Below are 16,286 nucleotides of genomic sequence, written 5' to 3'. Positions count from 1 at the left end.
GGTTTTCCACTTGGAGGGAAGGGCCACTTACGCGTCACCGTCCGGGCCGGAAGAGTCTAGGAACAGCCGGCGGCCCCGCCGGAAGCGAAGGAAAGGAAAGTCCATGTCAATCCATCACACTCGGCCCGCCGGTACACGCAGGGCCCAGCAGATCCATGCCGGGACCGCGACCGGGAACGCCGGGATCCGGGAAATCTATCCCGGGGCCAGCATTCCTGCCCCGCGCCGGGCACGAAGGCTCAGCCGGCTCTTTGGCTCCGAGGAAGGAATGGCGACGGCCGAGTACGCCATTGCCACGCTCGCCGCTGTGGGGTTTGCCGGCATCCTGGTGTTCATCATGCGCAGTGACGAGGTCCGGGGTTTTCTGTTGAACCTGATCCGCACGGCGCTCGCCTTGCCATGAGCTGCCGATGGCCGGCCGGGCGGGTAAACCGGGCAGCGGTGTCCACACGCCAACCCGCTACCGCACGGTGGCGGCCGGTTTCCGGCGAGAGGAGCTCCGGCGACACGTGCCGAGGCGTCGTGACGGCCGAATTCGCGGTGGCGCTGCCCTCCGTCGTGCTCCTGCTTGCCCTGCTGCTGGCCGGTTCAGCGGCGGGAGTGACCCAGTTGCGGCTGGAGGAAGCAGCCAGGGCCGGCGCCCGCGCCCTGGCCCGGGGCGAGGACGCCGCCGCCGTGGACGTGATCGTCCGCCGGCTCGCCGGTCCCTCGGCCGCTTCGGCCGTGGCATCCGATGGCGAATGGCTCAGCGTCACGGTCTCCGGCAAGGTGCCGGGCGCCGTCGGGTCGCTGCTTCCCTGGACCCTTACGGCCCGTGCCTGGACCCGGGGCGAATCGTCCGGGCCGTCAGCCGTGGTCCGGGTTCCCCGGACGTGGCGCCTTCAGCTGCAGACTCTGGCCGCATGAGCCGGCCGGATATCCCCACGACGCGGCGAGGCGGGTACACGACGGACCCGGAGCGCGGCGCGGGCACCGTCCTGGCGCTCGGGCTGGGACTGCTGGTCGTCCTCGCCGCTGTCCTGGTGGCGCTGCTGTCGCAGTCGGCTGCAATGGCATCCCGGGCGGCTGCGGCCGCAGACCTGGCCGCTCTGGGAGCCGCGGATGCCGCCCGGGGAATCGCTCCGGGAGAACCGTGCGCCGTCGCCGCGGAGGTCGCCCACCGGAACGGCGCGAGGGTGCTCAGCTGCGCGGAGGGCGCCGGGAGCACGGTCCAGGTCCGCACCGAGCTCGAGGTCCGCACCCCCCTGGGCGGGGCCACCGGGCTGGCCAGAGCCGGACCGCCCCCGTAAGCCGGTGCCTGCGGCGGCCACGATGCCCCCGTAGCCGGTGCCTGCGGCCGCGGCTACGCCTGCCACTGTGTAGCGGCGTGGGCAGTCTCCCCGGTGTGCATCTGGTCCGTCGCGTCCTTGAGCAGTACGTCGATCAGGGTAACGGCGGCGTCCTTGTCGAGGGGATTGTTCTTGTTGCCGCACTTGGGCGACTGCACACACGACGGGCAGCCGGCCTCGCATTCGCAGGCTTGGATCGCGTCGCGGGTGGCGGCGAGCCAGACCCGGGCCTTGTCGTAACCGCGCTCGGCGAAGCCTGCCCCGCCGGGGTGGCCGTCGTACACAAAGATGGTCGGCACTCCGGTGTCGGCATGGATGGCGGTGGACACGCCGCCGATGTCCCAGCGGTCGCTGGAGGCAACCAGGGGAAGGAGCCCGATCGCGGCGTGTTCCGCAGCGTGCAGGGCACCCGGGAACTGCGCCTCGATCAGCCCCGCACCGGTCAGGGAGCGGTTGTCCATGACAAACCAGACCGCCTTGGTGAACAGGTCCCGGGCGCCCAGCTCCAGCGGTTCCTCACCGAGGATCTCGTTGGAGATCAGCGCCTTGCGCTGGAAGGAGACCACCTGCGTTGTTACTTTCACATCCCCGAAATGGACGGCCACGTCGCCCCACTGGGTGGTGCGCTGCGTTTCGAGCACCTCGATCTGGGTCACGTCACGGGCGGTGGTGTAGTAGTCCGGGTTCGCCCGCCGCACCACTACGCAGTGGTCGTCCTCGTTCAGGTCTTCCACCACGTAGCTCTCTCCCTGGTGGACGTAGATGGCTCCCGTGTGGGCTTGGTAATGCGTCTGCGGGGAATCCATGGTCCCGAGCAGGGACCCGGTGTCGGCGTCCACGATGCTCACCGGGCCGCCGCCGTCGGCCCTCAGGTTCACCATGGCCGCGGCGCTTTGCGGGTGGGTCCAGAACCACCCTGCGGGGCGCCGGCGCAGATATCCCTGGGCCACCAGCTGGTCCAGCAGCTTCTCGGATGTGGCCCCGAAAAGGTCCAGTTCGGCGAACCCCAGCGGCAGTTCGGCGGCGGCGGCACACAGGTGCGGACCCAGCACATAAGGATTGGAGGGATCAAAGACCGTGGCCTCGACCGAGACGTCGAAGATCGCCTCGGGGTGGTTCACCAGGTAGGTGTCCAGCGGGTCATCGCTTGCGACGAAGGCGGCGATGGCGTCCTGCCCTGCCCGGCCGGCCCGGCCGATCTGCTGGAACAACGAGGCCCGGGTTCCTGGCCAGCCCGCGACGAGCACGGCGTCGAGCCCGGAGATGTCGATGCCGAGTTCCAGGGCCGACGTGCTGGAGACGCCCAGCAGCTCGCCGGAGCGCAGCGCTTTCTCCAGGGCCCGCCGCTCCTCCGGCAGGTAGCCCGAGCGGTAGGCCGCGACCCGTTGCGGCAGGCTCGGATCCACCTCGTCGAGAAGGCGCTTGGTGATGGTGGCAATGGTTTCGGCGCCGCGCCGGGACTTGATGAACGCAATGGTCCGCACCCGCGAGGACACCAGATTCGCCAGCAGGTCTGCGGTTTCCGCCACAGCCGTGCGGCGCTCCTTGGCGCCGTTCTCGCCCCGGAGCTCGGTCAGGGCAGGCTCCCAGAATGCGACGGTGGTGGAGCCATGGGGCGAGGAGTCCTCGGACACGGCACGGACCGGAGCGCCGATGAGCCGGCCGAAGGACGTTCCGGGCTCGGACGCCGTGGCGGAGGCGGCGATGAACACCGGCCCGGAGCCGTCCGGGCTGTAGTAGGCGCAGATGCGGCGCAGCCGGCGCATCAGATTGGCCACGTGGGATCCGAAGACGCCGCGGTAGCTGTGGGCTTCGTCCACGATCACGTAGCGCAGCCGGCGGAAGAACCGTGCCCACCAGGCGTGGTTGGGGAGGATCCCGAAGTGCAGCATGTCCGGGTTGGCCAGGATGAAGTTCGCGTGGTCGCGGATCCAGCGGCGGGACGCCGGGTCGGTGTCGCCGTCGTAGGTCTCTGCCCGGACGGTGGGGAGTTTCAGTGCCCGGATGGCAGCCAGTTGGTCGGCAGCCAGGGCCTTGGTGGGGGAGAGATACAGGGTGACGGCGCCGTCGTCGTGGATCTTGCCGGGATCGGCGAGGACCCGCAGTTCGGACCGGTGGATCGCGTCCAGCGCCGGAAGTTGGTAGGCCAGCGACTTTCCGGAGGCGGTGCCGGTGGCGATCACCACGTGCTCGCCGGCGTGGGCGAGGTCGGCGGCCTGGATCTGGTGGCGGTAGGGCTCGTGGATGCCGAGCGATCCGTAGGCGTTCACCAGATCGGGATGGGTCCACCCGGGCCACGGCGCGTGCACGGCCTGGCGGGCAGCGATGGTGCGCACATGACGGAGCTGTTCCGGGTCCGGGCCGCGGCCCAGCAACGGAATCAGGGACTCATGTGGGTTCACTCGAACATTCTTTCACCCGGCCTCAAATCGTCCGGGGCACGGGGCACGGGGCAGAGGGCACGGGACCCGGCAGCCAGGGCCTCAGCCCACCGAGAGGTCCGAGCCCTCGCCCGAGGCGGAAAGCATCAGCACGTGGCAGACCGTGGTCCAGCCGAGGTGCGAGTACAACTTCTGCCCGTCCAGCGAGGCGAGCAACAGCCCGGATTCGACGTCGTGTTCGAACGCCTGGGCGGCGAGGGCCCGCATGATGAAGCTGCCCAGGCCCCGGCGCTGGTATCCGGGCTCCGTAACGATCTTGTCGAAGATTGCCGTGTGGCCCACCACGAACACTCGCCCGCTCGCCGCCACCTCGTCCCCGGCGTAGACCACGGCATGGTGGATGCCGTCGGTTCGCGACGGCACCCACCGCAGGTCATCATCCGGAAGCCAGGGATCCTCGGAGTCCTGGGTCTCCATATCCACGATCATCATGGTCTGCGAGGCGGAGGTGACGTTGAGCCCGTGCTGCTGGGCCAGGAAGGTGTACCTGGCGGCGTCGTTCGTGAGGATGGTAAGGATCCGGGCAGGTACTTCAAGGGTGGCGGCGGCCAGCGCCGCGAACTCCGCGTCGGAGGGATCATGGGCGAAAAATTCCCATTCGTGGGTGGTGTCGGCCCTGAAGGCCGCAGGGAACCGGCCCTCCCTGCGTGTCTCATATCCCCGGCAGCCGGCCCAACCGGTGACCCAGGTTTCGAGCAGATGGGTGGTGTCTTCAACCATGGCCTCAAGACTCATGTGATGAGCGTATTCCAGCCCCGCCACAAGCAACAGGGGCCGGGTTCTGGAACAGTACTTGCTTACGTCATTGTGACCGGTGCGCCCGCCGGAAGCCGTTGCACCGGGGCCCGGACCGCGGCCCTGGCCCGCGCGACTGGCTTTCTGCAGCTAGTCTCGCGGCGCCCGGCGTTCGGTCAAAGCCAGTACCCTTAAAACGTGGCTTTGAACAGAATTGTGCTCTTTTACGGCTTTACCCCTCTCGCGGACCCCGATGCCGTCAGGCTCTGGCAGCGCGCCCTGTGCGAGAAGCTCGGGCTGACCGGCCGCATCATCATCTCCAAGGACGGCATCAACGCGACCGTCGGCGGCGAGCTGAACGCGGTCAAGCAGTATGTGAAGACCACCCGCGAATACAAGGGCTTCCACGGTATCGACGTGAAATGGTCCGACGGCGGCGCCGCGGACTTCCCCCGGCTCAGCGTCAAAGTCCGCGACGAGATTGTGTCCTTCGGTGCCCCCGGGGAACTCAAGGTTGATGCCAACGGCGTCGTCGGCGGCGGCACGCGTCTCTTGCCCGAGGAACTTCACAGCCTCGTGGAGGCTAAGAAGGAGGCCGGCGAGGAGGTGGTCTTCTTCGATGGCCGCAACGGGTTCGAGGCCCAGATCGGCAAATTCAAGGACGCTGTCGTCCCGGACGTCGCCACCACCCACGACTTCATCAAGGAACTCGACTCCGGCAAGTACGACGCGCTCAAGGACAAGCCGGTGGTCACCTACTGCACCGGCGGGATCCGCTGCGAAGTGCTCTCCAGCCTCATGGTGAACCGCGGCTTCACGGAGGTCTACCAGCTCGACGGCGGGATCGTCCGCTATGGCGAAACCTTCAAGGACCAGGGCCTCTGGGAGGGCTCCCTCTACGTGTTCGACAAACGCATGCACCTTGAATTCAGCGAGGACGCAAAGACCATCGGCGAATGCGTCCGCTGCTCGGCGCCGACGAGCAAATTTGAGAACTGCTCCAATCCGTCCTGCCGCACCCTCACCCTTTACTGTTCGGCCTGCGCCGCCAGCCCGGAGACGCTCCGCTGCCCGGACGGCTGCGCGGCCTGACACTCCGCCGTCCCACCCCCGTACCGGTCCGTATGACGGGCCCGGGACTCAGATCCGGCTCACGCGGTAGGCGAAATTGGCGCCCTCCTTCGCCTCCACCTTGATATGGAGCACGACGTCGGCGGGCAGATAGACCACGTTTACCCGGGAGGACCCGCACCGCAGGTCCAGGTCCACCAGTTCAATGTCGTCATGGCTGATACTGAACGACACCCGCCGCGGGCTCCGGCAGGACAGCGTCAGGGCGTAGCTGCCCTCAGGCAGGTTCGCTGTGTCTTCCTCCCGTTCCTCGGCTGCCGCCAGGGTTCCGTAGTTGCTGTGGAACACCTGTCCCTCGGCTCCGGGCAGCACCTGGGCCACCCATGAGTCCAGTTCGGCTCCGGTGACGGGCTGGTTAAACGTAGGATCGCGCGGCAGGGCCGCATCGGATGAGCCCGGGACGGAGGCGGTCGGCGTCACGCTGGCAAACCCGTCGTCGTATTCGTAGGCGCAGCCGGTCAAGGCAGTTCCCAGCAGCAGCGCGAGCAGGAGCCCCACGGCAGATGCCGTGCGAGTCCGGGACACGCTCGACACCGGAACAGTGGGCATGTCCCGACTTTAACCCCGTGGTGGGCGGCGCGCCAGAGGCCAACGGCCCGCGCGGAAGCGCTGTTCCGGGCCTACTGCCCAAGCCCGCTGAAACCGATCCGGACCCCGGCGGCGTCCGGCTGCTACTCCGCGGGCGTCAGCTGGTAGGCGTAGATGAGCGGAGCGTCAACGCTTGAGGTGCTGATCTGCAGCGTGCCGGCGGCGGGGACTTTGACGCGGGCCGTCTCGCGGCTGCCGTTGCAGGCCGCCCCGGCCTCGTTCAGCCTGGCGCCGTCGAGGGAGGCCTCGAAGAAGGCTTTGCCGCCGCCGTCGCAGCTCATGGTCAGCAGGTAGGTGCCCGCTCCGATCCCGGGGGCGGTTTTGACGATCGGATCCCGGTTGAGGATCTTTCCCGAGTCCTCGAGCACGATCCCCTCGGCAGAGGGAAGAGCCGTGGCCTTCCAGGCCGGCACATCGGCCGACTCGACGGAGCCGACCGGGGAGCACGCTGCTGTGGCCAGGACGACGGCGGCGCCGGCCGCAACGCCGAAGGCGGCGCGGCTGAAAGGCCAGGCGGCGCGCCCGATAGGACGGGTACGCTGCCGGAGGATCCGGGCACGCTGGGGGCCGGGGATAAGGAAAAGCATGCCTCCAACTTACCGTCGTTGGGGGCCGAGGCTGATCCAGCGGCGGCCCGGTGCCACCTGCTGGCGTCCCGGGCCTGGCCCCGGCCCGCGCCCCTACCCCGAGATCAGCTCCAGCACCCGGCCCCGGTGCAGGGCAAGGTACACGCGGTCCCGCAGGAGGTTGGCCTCGCCGTCCGTGAGCGTCCGGTCCAGCGGCTGCAGCACCAGCCGCAGCAGCACATTCACCTGGTCCGGAGTGACGCGGAGCCGTTCGACGGCGGCGGCCGGCAGACCCGACGCCGGGGTCACCGCCCTGATCTCCAGCGCGGCCAGCATCTCGGCTTCCGCCCCGAGGGCCGCCCGCGCACGGTCACCCAGCAGCTCGACGTCGGCCTCCGCCGCGGAGCCCAGCACGAGCGACAAATCGCGTCTGACCTCGGGCATGACTGACACCGGCCGGTAGGGATTCAAGTCCATCAGCTGGGCCCGGACTTCGGGGTTTTCCGAGCGCAGGAGCCGGATGTCCCGGATGCCCTTGCGCAGCATCAGGGCACGGTCCAGCCCCAAGCCGAGGGCGAGGCCGGCCCAGCGCCGCGGATCGAGCCCGGAGCCGCGGAGGACCTGCGCGGCGACAAGGCCGCATTCGGCCAGTTCCAGCCATTCCCGGCTGCCGTCCGGCTGGGTGACGAGCACGTCGAGCTGCCTGCCCGTATCCGTGTAGTGGTGGGTTGCCGGGGTCGAGCGCCACTGCACGTCCGGGCAGACGGAGGCCGGAAGGACCGCTTCCACTACGGCCGCCATCATCTGGTCCAGATCGGCGGAACCCAGCAGCCCGCGCGCTTTGAGTCTCCAGAGATCCACCTGGTGCGGGGCGCCCACGTGGGTGCGGTCGATCGCGTCCCTCCGGTACACCAGGCCTGGCACCGCGTGCAGCCGGTCGTAGTGGCCCATTTCCCCGCGCAGCGAGTCGAGCAGGGCCGGGGCCCCCGCCGAGGTGTGGCTCCGCAGCATCACCGACGGGCTGACATGGCGGGAGTAGCGCGAATCGCGGGTGACGTCGTCGGGGGAGTAGCCCAGCCGGTCGTAGTTGTCGGCGGTTGCGACGAGGAGGCTGAGCCGGTGCGTCTCAACCGCGATGCTCCAGAGGCGTTCCAGCGCCGTCGTGATTTCCGCCAGCAGCAGGGACATGGCGTGGGGGCCCTGCGCGGGATCGGACAAGTCGCGGAGCGACAGGGCGGCCTGCAGCTCGGAGGGGGTCAAATAGTTTTTCATGAGGGGTCCTTGGCTGTGGGTGCGGGAGGGGAGCTTCACCCTCAGCCGCTGCACCGGACGGACCCCGGCGGCTGCAGTTATGCGCGCGACAAGAAGCCCGTGCGGCCGGAAAGCGGCCGAGGGCTGATAAATCGCTGCTGCGTGTGCATGCCTCCCATGCTACGCCAGGCCGCCGGCGTCCCCGCCAGCGTCCCCGCGGGCCGTCATACGCAGGCCTTGACCTTGACGCAGCGTCAACCCCTAGCATCGGGATACCGGCACCACGAGCCGGACGCTGCGGCACTACGACGGCATCGGACTGCTCGAACCCAGCCGGACAGGCGGGAACGGCTACCGGTTCTACGACCAGGCATCCCTCGTGCGGCTGCAGCGGATCCTGCTCCTGCGGGACCTTGGGCTCGGCCTCCCGGCCATCGCCGAGGTTCTCGGCCACGAGCCCGACGCCGAACAGGCGCCCGGCCGTCACCTCGACTGGCTGTGGCAGGAACAGGCCCGGCTGGCCCGCCAGATCGCTTCGGTCCGGCAGACGATTGACACATTGAAAGCAGGAGGAGAGATCATGGCGGAGAAAATGTTCGACGGCTTCGACCACACCCAGTTCAGGGACGAGGTGGAGGAGCGCTGGGGCAGGGACTCGTACGCGGCGGGCGACGCCTGGTGGCGCCGGATGAGCCCGGCCGGGAAGGACGCCTGGAAGCTGCGTTCCCGGCAGCTGGGCAGCGACTGGACCGCAGCCGCGGAGTCGGGGATCCCGGCGGACAGCGCCGAGGCCCAGGAGCTGGCCCGGCGGCACGTGGAATGGCTTGCCGGCATCCCGGGCACGCCCGCCTCAGCGTCCGCCACCGGCGGCAACGGCGACGTGAAAGGCTACGTCACCGGCCTCGGCGAGATGTACGTTACCGATCCGCGCTTCGCCGCGAACTACGGCGGCGCAGCCGGTGCATCCTTCGTCCGCGACGTCCTCCGGATCTACGCCGGCAGGCACCTCTAGGACCGGCGGCGCCGGGACCGGGACTAAACTTGACCGGTGACTCTCTCAACGCATTTCACGGCCGGCAACACCACCGATGCGCCGCGCAGCGACCTCCCCGGCCTGCTCGAAGCCCTGGCGGCGGACCTGCGCCGCATCGGCTACACGGTTGACGGCGTCGCCGGACTCCTCGGCCCGGCCGCGCACAGCGCCCTCAGCCGCGACCAGCTCGTCCCCGCGCTGATCGTCACCGAGGCCGCCCGCCACGGGGAGCCGACGACGGCGGCGCTCGCCGCCGTCGTCCGGTTCTGGCTGCTGGCCGAACCGCAGCCCGCCGCAACTCTCGACGCCTCCCTTCCCGGCATCCGCACGGCGGGCCTGCTGGAACTAGGCCTCGTGGAGCCGTCCGCGGGTGGCCTGGTTCAGGCGAAGGTGGATCTGCGGCCGTACGGCTGGGACGGAACCCCCGGGGACGGCACCCAGGGGGACGGAACCCAGGAGGAAAACGAAAACACTGCCGGCAGCGGCGGCGCGGAGCTCTGGGTGGCCAGCGACCTGGCCGCCCACCAGCGCCCCGGCGTTCTGCGCCACGACCATGTGCTGGGGATCGGGCAGGCATCCACCACGCTGGTACAGGTCACCGCCCGCCGGCATGTGGCCCGCGCCCTGGACCTTGGCACCGGCTGTGGCATCCAGACTTTCCACCTGCTGCACCACGCCGAGCATGTGACCGCCACCGACATCTCCGGGCGTGCGCTGGCGTTTACACGCTTCAACCTTTTGTTAAACGCCGGCCAGTTGCACCTGGACCCCGCCGATCTGGAGGCCCGGGTGAGCCTGCGCCAGGGTTCCCTGCTGGATCCGGTGGCGGGCGAGGAGTTCGAACTGGTGGTCTCCAACCCGCCGTTCGTGATCACGCCGCGCAGCCCGGGGGAGGCCGCCGCGGACCAGTTCACCTACCGCGACGGCGGCCTGCCGGGCGATGACATCGTCGCCGCCCTGGTCCGGGACCTTCCCTCGGCCCTCACCCCTGGCGGAACAGCCCAGTTATTGGGCAACTGGGAGATCCCGGCGGGCGCCGACTGGGCCGAACGGCCGCAAAACTGGGCCAGTCCGGACGCGGACGCCTGGTTCATCCAGCGCGAGCAGGTCAGCCCGGAACAGTATGCCGAGACCTGGCTGCAGGACGCCTCCGAGGCCCGCGACCGGCGCCTTTACCAGGACTCGTACGCCGCGTACCTGGACGACTTCGCCGCCCGCAGTGTCCAGGCCATCGGTTTCGGGATGATCTGGCTGCGCCGGCCCGCCCAGGGCCCCCCGGTGCTGAGGCGCTTCGAGGAGATCACCTATCCGATCGAACAGCCCGTCGGCCCGCACCTCGGTGCCGCCGTGGAACGCGCCGACTGGCTGGCCGGCCACGACCTGGCGGCCGCTCACCTGCTTGTGGCCGAGGACGTCACCGAGGAACGGCACCAGCGCCCCGGCGCTGAGCACCCCGGGGTCATCCTGCTGCGCCAGGGTGCCGGCCTGCGGCGCACCAACCTGCTGAGCACCGAACTGGCCGGCTTTGTCTCAGCGTGCGACGGCGACTTGTCCGTTGGGCAGATCATCGGCGCCCTTGAGGCGCTGCTGGGTGGAGGCGAGGACTGGGACAGCGGGACCTTCCGCAGCGGGCTCCTCACGGAGGTTGGGAACCTGGTCCGCGACGGCTTCCTGCTCCCTGCCTAAGACGGCCGGCGGGACGGACCCGGGCGCCGGCGCGAGGGCGCCCGGCACCGCTGGGCCGGTCGCGCCCTCGCCGCCGAAACGCGGCAGGACATACGCGGTGACGGCCAGGGCCGCCAGGACCCCGCCCACCCCGGTGACAAGGAAGCTCAGCCGAATCGGGAGCAGGGCGCCAAGCAGCCCGCCCAGCGCCAAGGCTCCAATGGAGACGGCCCGGGTGAGGCCCCCGAGGATAGCCATCGCCTGGCCGCGGCCGCCCTCCGGGATCCGCAGGATGGCAATCGCCCCGAAACACGCGTTCAGCACCCCGCAGGCCGCCCCCATCGCGGTGTAGGCCACAAGCAACAGTTCCACACTCGGCACCAGGGCCATGATCCCCAGGAAGGCCGAGGTCAGGGCCATCGAAACCAGCAGGATGCGCAGGCGTGCTGCCGGGGTCCTGATCCGCCCGGCCAGTGCCGCCCCGGACGCCATGCCGAGACCAAACGACGCAGCCAGCAGCCCGTACTGCGTTTCGGTGGCGCCGAGTTCGTCGCGGGCCAGGAACACTTCCAGGACGTTGGTCGCCTCGCCGACCGTGATGAAGAAGAGCGCGCCGAGGACCAGGGACCAGACCAGGCCGTCCGCCCGGATCAGGCGCAGCCCGTCCAGCAGGGCAGGCTTCTCCTTGCCCGCGCGTTCGGTGGCCGTGCCGCGGCGGGTCCGGATCAGCAGGGCGCCTGCAGCCATCGCCAGATAGCAGCCGCTGGCCACGGCAAACACCAGGCCGGATCCGCCCCAGCCGCTCAGCAGCCCGCCTGCCGCCGGGCCGGCCATGGCGGCAATCATGATGGTTGCCTGCATGGTGCCCAGCGCCCGAGGCGTCCGCTCCTCGCCCACGATCCGGGGCAGCAGGGCCTGCCAGGTGGGCCCCGCCACCGCCTGGGCGGCGTCAAGGAGGAAGGTCATGGCGAACAGCGCCGGAAGGTAGTTGTCCAGATACTGCATTCCCAGCCCCATGCCGGCGACTGCCGCGGCGCTGACCACGGAGGACGCCGTCGCCAGCGTCCTGGAATCCCGCGTGTCGGCCAGACGGCCGGCCCACGGCGCCAGCAGCACCAGCGGGAGCGCCGAGCAGAGCAGATACGCCGCCACCAGCCAGGGCCCGGCAACCTGGGTCAGGCCGGCGGCGGCCAGGTTCTGCAGGTGCAGCATGACGCTGATAATGACGGCGCCCATGCCGGCCGTGGCAATGAAGCGGGCGCTGCTGGCGAGGAGGAAATCCCTGGTGCGCCAGAGGGGCTGCCCGGCCCCGGGGTCGTCCGGCAACTTATGAAGTATCTGTTTCATAGTCGCAAGGTACTCCCGTGCGGACCGCAGTGTCAAGCATATCTTTCATAGTTTGGCACCGCTCGGTAGACTGGTGGTGTGAATGCAGAAACCCCAATGGCGGAGTCACCGGTCCCGCCGGCCGCGAAACGCCGGCAGCGTCCGGAGAAGAAAGTGGAAATCACTGACCCGAAGGCGATCCGCGCGCTCGCGCATGCCGCCCGGCTGGAAGTCATTTCCGAACTGTATTCAACCCAGGTGAGCCGGACGGCCACCGAACTCGCCGCGCAGACCGGCCTCACGCCGAGCGCCATGAGCTACCACCTGCGCGCCCTGCAGAAGTGGGGCATCGTGGTGCCGGCAGCCACTGCCGGCGACGCGCGGGAGCGCCGCTGGAAGGCCGCGGGTACCGACTTCACCATCAACTCCGGCGGAGGAGTGGCGAGCCCCGAGTTTGCCGTGCTGGACCTCGAACTGGACGCCTACCGCCGGCGCGTCAACGCGTACGCCAGGACCCGCGACGAGCAGCGCCGGCGCGGCGACGCGGCGGACGGGCCTTCCTCCGTGGTGCTGGCCAGCAACCTGCTCTACCTGACGCCGGCCCAGCGGGCAGAGCTGAACAACCGGCTCTTCGACCTGCTGCGGGACTACGAACTGGACGATCCGGATCAGGTCCCCGAAGGGGCCGTGCGGATGGCGACCATGTGGTCGATGATCCCGGATGACCGCGGACAGCCCCCGGCGAACCCTTCTGACAGCCCTCCCGAAAGTTCCGCCTGACAGCATCCCGGGGCGCCTTTGCGGCGTCCTGCGAACGGACGCCGGGCGGAGGTTCATTACGTCCGGAAGTCGGGCCCGGGAGCCCGCCGTTTCAGGCTGGATGCGCGGGAATCCGCAAAATATGGTGAACTAGGCGGGTATGGGCGCATCTGCCCGAGCAACCTTTTTCTGTAGGAGCACCGTGCCAAGCAAGGCCAAAACCGGCAAGAAACTCGTGATTGTGGAGTCTCCCGCCAAGAGCAAGACCATCGCCAAGTACCTCGGCGAGGGCTTCATCGTGGAGGCCTCCATTGGTCACATCCGGGACCTCCCGCAGCCCTCGGAACTGCCGGCGGAACTGAAGAAGACCTCGGTGGGCAAGTTCGCCGTCGACATTGATAACGACTTCAAGCCGTACTACGTGGTGTCACCGGACAAGAAGAAAAAGGTCGCCGAACTCAAGGCCCAGCTCAAAGATGCTGACGCTCTCTATCTCGCAACCGATGGGGACCGCGAGGGCGAGGCCATCGCGTGGCACCTGCTGGAAGTGCTCAAGCCCAAGGTGCCGGTCTACCGCATGACCTTCGGTGAAATCACCAAGGAAGCCATCCACCGCGCCATGGACAACCTGCGCGACGTCGACCAGGACCTCGTGGACGCGCAGGAAACCCGCCGTGTGCTGGACCGGCTCTACGGCTACGAGATCTCCCCGGTGCTGTGGCGCAAGGTGGCCCGCGGACTCTCCGCCGGCCGCGTGCAGTCCGTCGTGACCCGCATGGTGGTGGACCGCGAGCGTGAGCGGATGGCCTTCAAGGCGGCCTCCTACTGGGACCTGACCGGCCAGTTCGGCGCAGGGTCCGGTTCGTTCAAGGCCAAACTGGCCATGGTCGACGGCGCCAAGGTCGCCAGCGGCCGCGACTTCAACGACAGCGGCGAGCTCACCTCGCGCAACGCCGTGCACCTCAACGAGGAACTCGCCACCTCCCTCGCCGCCGGCCTGCAGGACGCCGATTTCCGCGTCCGCTCCGTCGACACCAAGCCGTACACCCGCCGCCCGGCCGCGCCGTTCACCACCTCCACGCTGCAGCAGGAAGCCGGCCGCAAGCTGCGCTTCTCCTCCAAGAGCACCATGCAGGTGGCCCAGCGGCTGTACGAAAACGGCTACATCACCTATATGCGTACGGACTCCTCCGCGCTGAGCAACGAGGCCGTCACGGCCGCCAGGCGCCAGGCCTCCGAGCTGTACGGCCCCGAGTACGTCCCGGCGTCCCCGCGCGTCTACAGCGGCAAGGCAGCCAACGCGCAGGAGGCCCACGAGGCCATCCGTCCCGCCGGCGACTCCTTCCGCACCCCGGCCCAGGTGGCCAAGCAGCTCTCCGGCGACGAGTTCCGCCTTTATGAACTGATCTGGAAGCGCACCGTCGCCTCGCAGATGGCCGACGCCAAGGGCTCCACCGCCACGATCCGCCTCGGCGCGGTCACCGTCGGTGGCGCTGCCGAGCGCCGCGACGCCGAGTTCTCGGCCTCCGGCACCGTCATCACCTTCCCCGGCTTCCTCGCCGCCTACGAGGAAGGCAAGGATGAAAGCCGCGGCGATGAGGACTCCGAGGAAGCCCGCCGGCTGCCCAACGTGGCCAAGGACGACGCGCTCACCGCCTCGGAGATCGTCGCCGTCGGACACGAGACCTCCCCGCCGCCGCGCTTCACGGAAGCGTCGCTGACCGCCGAGCTGGAAAAGAAGGGCATCGGCCGCCCGTCCACCTACGCCTCCACCATCTCCACCATCCAGGACCGCGGCTACGTCCGGAAGCAGGGCTCGGCGCTGGTCCCGAGCTGGATTGCGTTCTCCGTGATCCGGCTGCTCGAACAGCACTTCCACGACTACGTCGACTACGAGTTCACCGCCGACATGGAAGCGGACCTCGACAAGATCGCCAACGGCCAGGCGCAGGGACCGGCCTGGCTCAAGCACTTCTACTTCGGCGAGGACTCCGAGCCCGGCCTGCTGAGCATCGTCAACAACCTCGGCGAGATCGACGCCCGCGAAATCAACTCCATTCCCATCACCGAGGGCATCACGCTGCGGGTCGGGAAGTTCGGCCCCTACCTGGAAAGCTCCGTCCCGACGGTCGATCCGAAGACCGGCGAAGTGGTTGAGGCTGCCCGCGCCAACGTCCCCGAAGACCTGGCACCGGATGAGCTGACCGCGGCCAAGGCCGTGGAGCTCATGGAAACAGCCGCCCCGGAAGAGCGCGTGCTCGGCGCGGACCCTCACACCGGGCACACCGTCGTCGCCAAGAACGGCCGCTACGGCGCCTACGTCACCGAGGTCATCCCGGAAATGACCGAGGAACAGCTCGCCAACCAACCGGTGGAGTACTACAAGAACGGCAAGCCCAAGCCGCCGAAGAAACCCGTGAAGGCCAAGCCCCGCACTGGCTCGCTGTTCGCGTCGATGAGCGTGGACACCATCACCCTGGACGAGGCCCTGCAGCTCATGAGCCTGCCCCGGGTGCTCGGCCAGGACGCCGACGGCAACCCGATTACGGTGCAAAACGGCCGCTTCGGCCCGTACCTGAAAAAGGGCACGGACTCCCGGTCCATCGGCTCGGAAGAGGAAATCTTCACGATCACGCTGGAGCAGGCCCTGGAAATCTACTCGCAGCCGAAGCAGCGCGGTGCCCGTTCCGCCGTCCCGCCGCTGGCAGAATTCGGCCCGGACCCGGTGTCGGAGAAGAACATCGTGGTGAAGGAAGGCCGCTTCGGCCCGTACATCACCGACGGCGTCACCAACATCACCGTGCCGCGCTCCACCTCGCTGGAGGAGCTCACCCGGGAACAGGCCGTGGAACTCCTCGCGGAGAAGCGCGCCAAGGGCCCGGTCAAGCGCACGACGACGGCGCGCAAGCCGCCGGCCCGCAAGGCCGCCGCCAAGAAGTAGGGGGTGCCGGGGACGAGTTAGGAATTGCGGACCCGGGCACAACGTGATCGAGTAGGAGCATGACTGAACAGCCCGATCACTTGGACCTCCAGCCGCTGAACGACCTCGAAGAGAAGCTTGCCCGGGGGGAGGAGCCGGACGCCAACCCCGTTGACGTCATCCTGGCCTTCCTCAACAACGAGGTGTACATCGTCAGCTCCGATGTGCTCGAAGGAGCCGATTCCCAGGTCGAGCCCCTGGTGCTGGCCAACTCCGCGGGGAAGCCCGTCCTCGCCGTGTTCTCCCACCCCAGCCGCGTCACCGAGCAGTACCTGGCCGCCGCCCCCAACGTGCTCGGCACCCAGGGTGCCGCGATCCTCGGAAACCTTGGCGACGATCTCGGCATGGTCATCAACCCCGGCGCAGCCTTCGGCTTCGAGATCGATCCGGAAGGCGTGGGGAACATCCGCCGCGACTTCAAGCCTTCCGACGAGCCGGATGAGGCCGCCAGCGAGGCAGGACAGCCCTAAAACGATGCTCGGG

General features: G+C 68.9%; 13 protein-coding genes and 2 pseudogenes. 9 read left to right on the top strand and 6 right to left on the bottom strand.

Annotation, left to right across the window (positions count from 1 at the left end):
• Positions 1-103 precede the first annotated feature (103 nt).
• The 3 genes from ACZY0Y_RS09260 (at position 104) to ACZY0Y_RS09250 (ending at position 1,289) form a co-directional block, all read left to right on the top strand.
• A complete protein-coding gene (locus ACZY0Y_RS09260; protein WP_463957568.1) occupies positions 104-403 on the top strand; it encodes a DUF4244 domain-containing protein in 300 nt (99 codons plus the stop codon).
• 119 nt (positions 404-522) lie between these two features.
• The gene (locus ACZY0Y_RS09255) at positions 523-906 is read left to right on the top strand and encodes a TadE family type IV pilus minor pilin (protein ID WP_463957566.1); all 384 of its coding nucleotides are present in this window, start codon (positions 523-525) and stop codon (positions 904-906) included.
• Entirely contained in the window at positions 903-1,289 is a 387-nt protein-coding gene (locus tag ACZY0Y_RS09250) for an Rv3654c family TadE-like protein (RefSeq protein WP_463883673.1), read from the top strand. Before ACZY0Y_RS09255 ends, ACZY0Y_RS09250 begins: the two co-directional genes overlap by 4 nt.
• A gap of 53 nt (positions 1,290-1,342) precedes the next feature.
• Here ACZY0Y_RS09250 and ACZY0Y_RS09245 read toward each other — a convergent pair whose 3' ends face one another.
• A complete protein-coding gene (locus tag ACZY0Y_RS09245) occupies positions 1,343-3,730 on the bottom strand; it encodes a DEAD/DEAH box helicase (RefSeq protein WP_463957564.1) in 2,388 nt (795 codons plus the stop codon).
• An 81-nt stretch (positions 3,731-3,811) separates the two neighbouring features.
• Positions 3,812-4,504 carry a GNAT family N-acetyltransferase gene (locus ACZY0Y_RS09240; RefSeq protein ID WP_160663798.1) on the bottom strand — a complete coding sequence of 231 codons (693 nt, stop codon included), beginning with the start codon at positions 4,502-4,504 and terminating at the stop codon, positions 3,812-3,814.
• A gap of 198 nt (positions 4,505-4,702) precedes the next feature.
• Here ACZY0Y_RS09240 and trhO point away from each other — a divergent pair, with 198 nt between their 5' ends.
• On the top strand, positions 4,703-5,596 hold the full coding sequence (gene trhO / locus ACZY0Y_RS09235; RefSeq protein WP_463883676.1) for an oxygen-dependent tRNA uridine(34) hydroxylase TrhO: 894 nt from the start codon (positions 4,703-4,705) through the stop codon (positions 5,594-5,596).
• Between the two features lie 48 nt (positions 5,597-5,644).
• Here trhO and ACZY0Y_RS09230 read toward each other — a convergent pair whose 3' ends face one another.
• From ACZY0Y_RS09230 to srmL, 3 genes are all read right to left on the bottom strand, one after another.
• Positions 5,645-6,184 (bottom strand): DUF6023 family protein, encoded by a 540-nt coding sequence (locus tag ACZY0Y_RS09230; RefSeq protein WP_463957562.1) that lies wholly within the window; start codon positions 6,182-6,184, stop codon positions 5,645-5,647.
• A gap of 122 nt (positions 6,185-6,306) precedes the next feature.
• Positions 6,307-6,810: a DUF6023 family protein gene (locus ACZY0Y_RS09225; RefSeq protein ID WP_463883679.1), complete on the bottom strand. Its 504-nt coding sequence runs from the start codon at positions 6,808-6,810 to the stop codon at positions 6,307-6,309.
• A gap of 93 nt (positions 6,811-6,903) precedes the next feature.
• Positions 6,904-8,061, bottom strand: a complete 1,158-nt coding sequence (gene srmL, locus ACZY0Y_RS09220; RefSeq protein ID WP_463883681.1) for a PheS-related mystery ligase SrmL — start codon at positions 8,059-8,061, stop codon at positions 6,904-6,906.
• Positions 8,062-8,317: 256 nt separating this feature from the next.
• Between srmL and ACZY0Y_RS09215 the strand changes: the two are divergent.
• Positions 8,318-9,052, top strand: a pseudogene (locus ACZY0Y_RS09215) (MerR family transcriptional regulator); the annotation flags it as partial.
• A 36-nt stretch (positions 9,053-9,088) separates the two neighbouring features.
• Complete coding sequence (locus tag ACZY0Y_RS09210; protein ID WP_463957560.1) at positions 9,089-10,759, top strand: DUF7059 domain-containing protein; 1,671 nt, start codon at positions 9,089-9,091, stop codon at positions 10,757-10,759.
• 90 nt (positions 10,760-10,849) lie between these two features.
• Here ACZY0Y_RS09210 and ACZY0Y_RS09205 read toward each other — a convergent pair.
• Positions 10,850-11,974, bottom strand: a pseudogene (locus ACZY0Y_RS09205) (MFS transporter); the annotation flags it as partial.
• Positions 11,975-12,163: 189 nt separating this feature from the next.
• On the opposite strand from ACZY0Y_RS09205, the gene ACZY0Y_RS09200 reads away from it, so the two are divergent.
• The 3 genes from ACZY0Y_RS09200 to ACZY0Y_RS09190 all read left to right on the top strand — a co-directional run bounded on the left by ACZY0Y_RS09200 (position 12,164) and on the right by ACZY0Y_RS09190 (position 16,273).
• A complete protein-coding gene (locus ACZY0Y_RS09200) occupies positions 12,164-12,844 on the top strand; it encodes an ArsR/SmtB family transcription factor (protein ID WP_463883685.1) in 681 nt (226 codons plus the stop codon).
• A 181-nt stretch (positions 12,845-13,025) separates the two neighbouring features.
• Positions 13,026-15,764 (top strand): type I DNA topoisomerase, encoded by a 2,739-nt coding sequence (gene topA, locus ACZY0Y_RS09195; RefSeq protein WP_463957558.1) that lies wholly within the window; start codon positions 13,026-13,028, stop codon positions 15,762-15,764.
• 59 nt (positions 15,765-15,823) lie between these two features.
• Positions 15,824-16,273 (top strand): SseB family protein, encoded by a 450-nt coding sequence (locus ACZY0Y_RS09190; RefSeq protein WP_463883687.1) that lies wholly within the window; start codon positions 15,824-15,826, stop codon positions 16,271-16,273.
• The last annotated feature ends 13 nt before the right edge of the window (positions 16,274-16,286 follow it).

It is taken from the genome of Pseudarthrobacter kochi (genome assembly GCF_055412805.1).
Note: the sequence above shows the minus strand (reverse complement) of the source record. Positions and strands in the feature narration are given on the sequence as shown.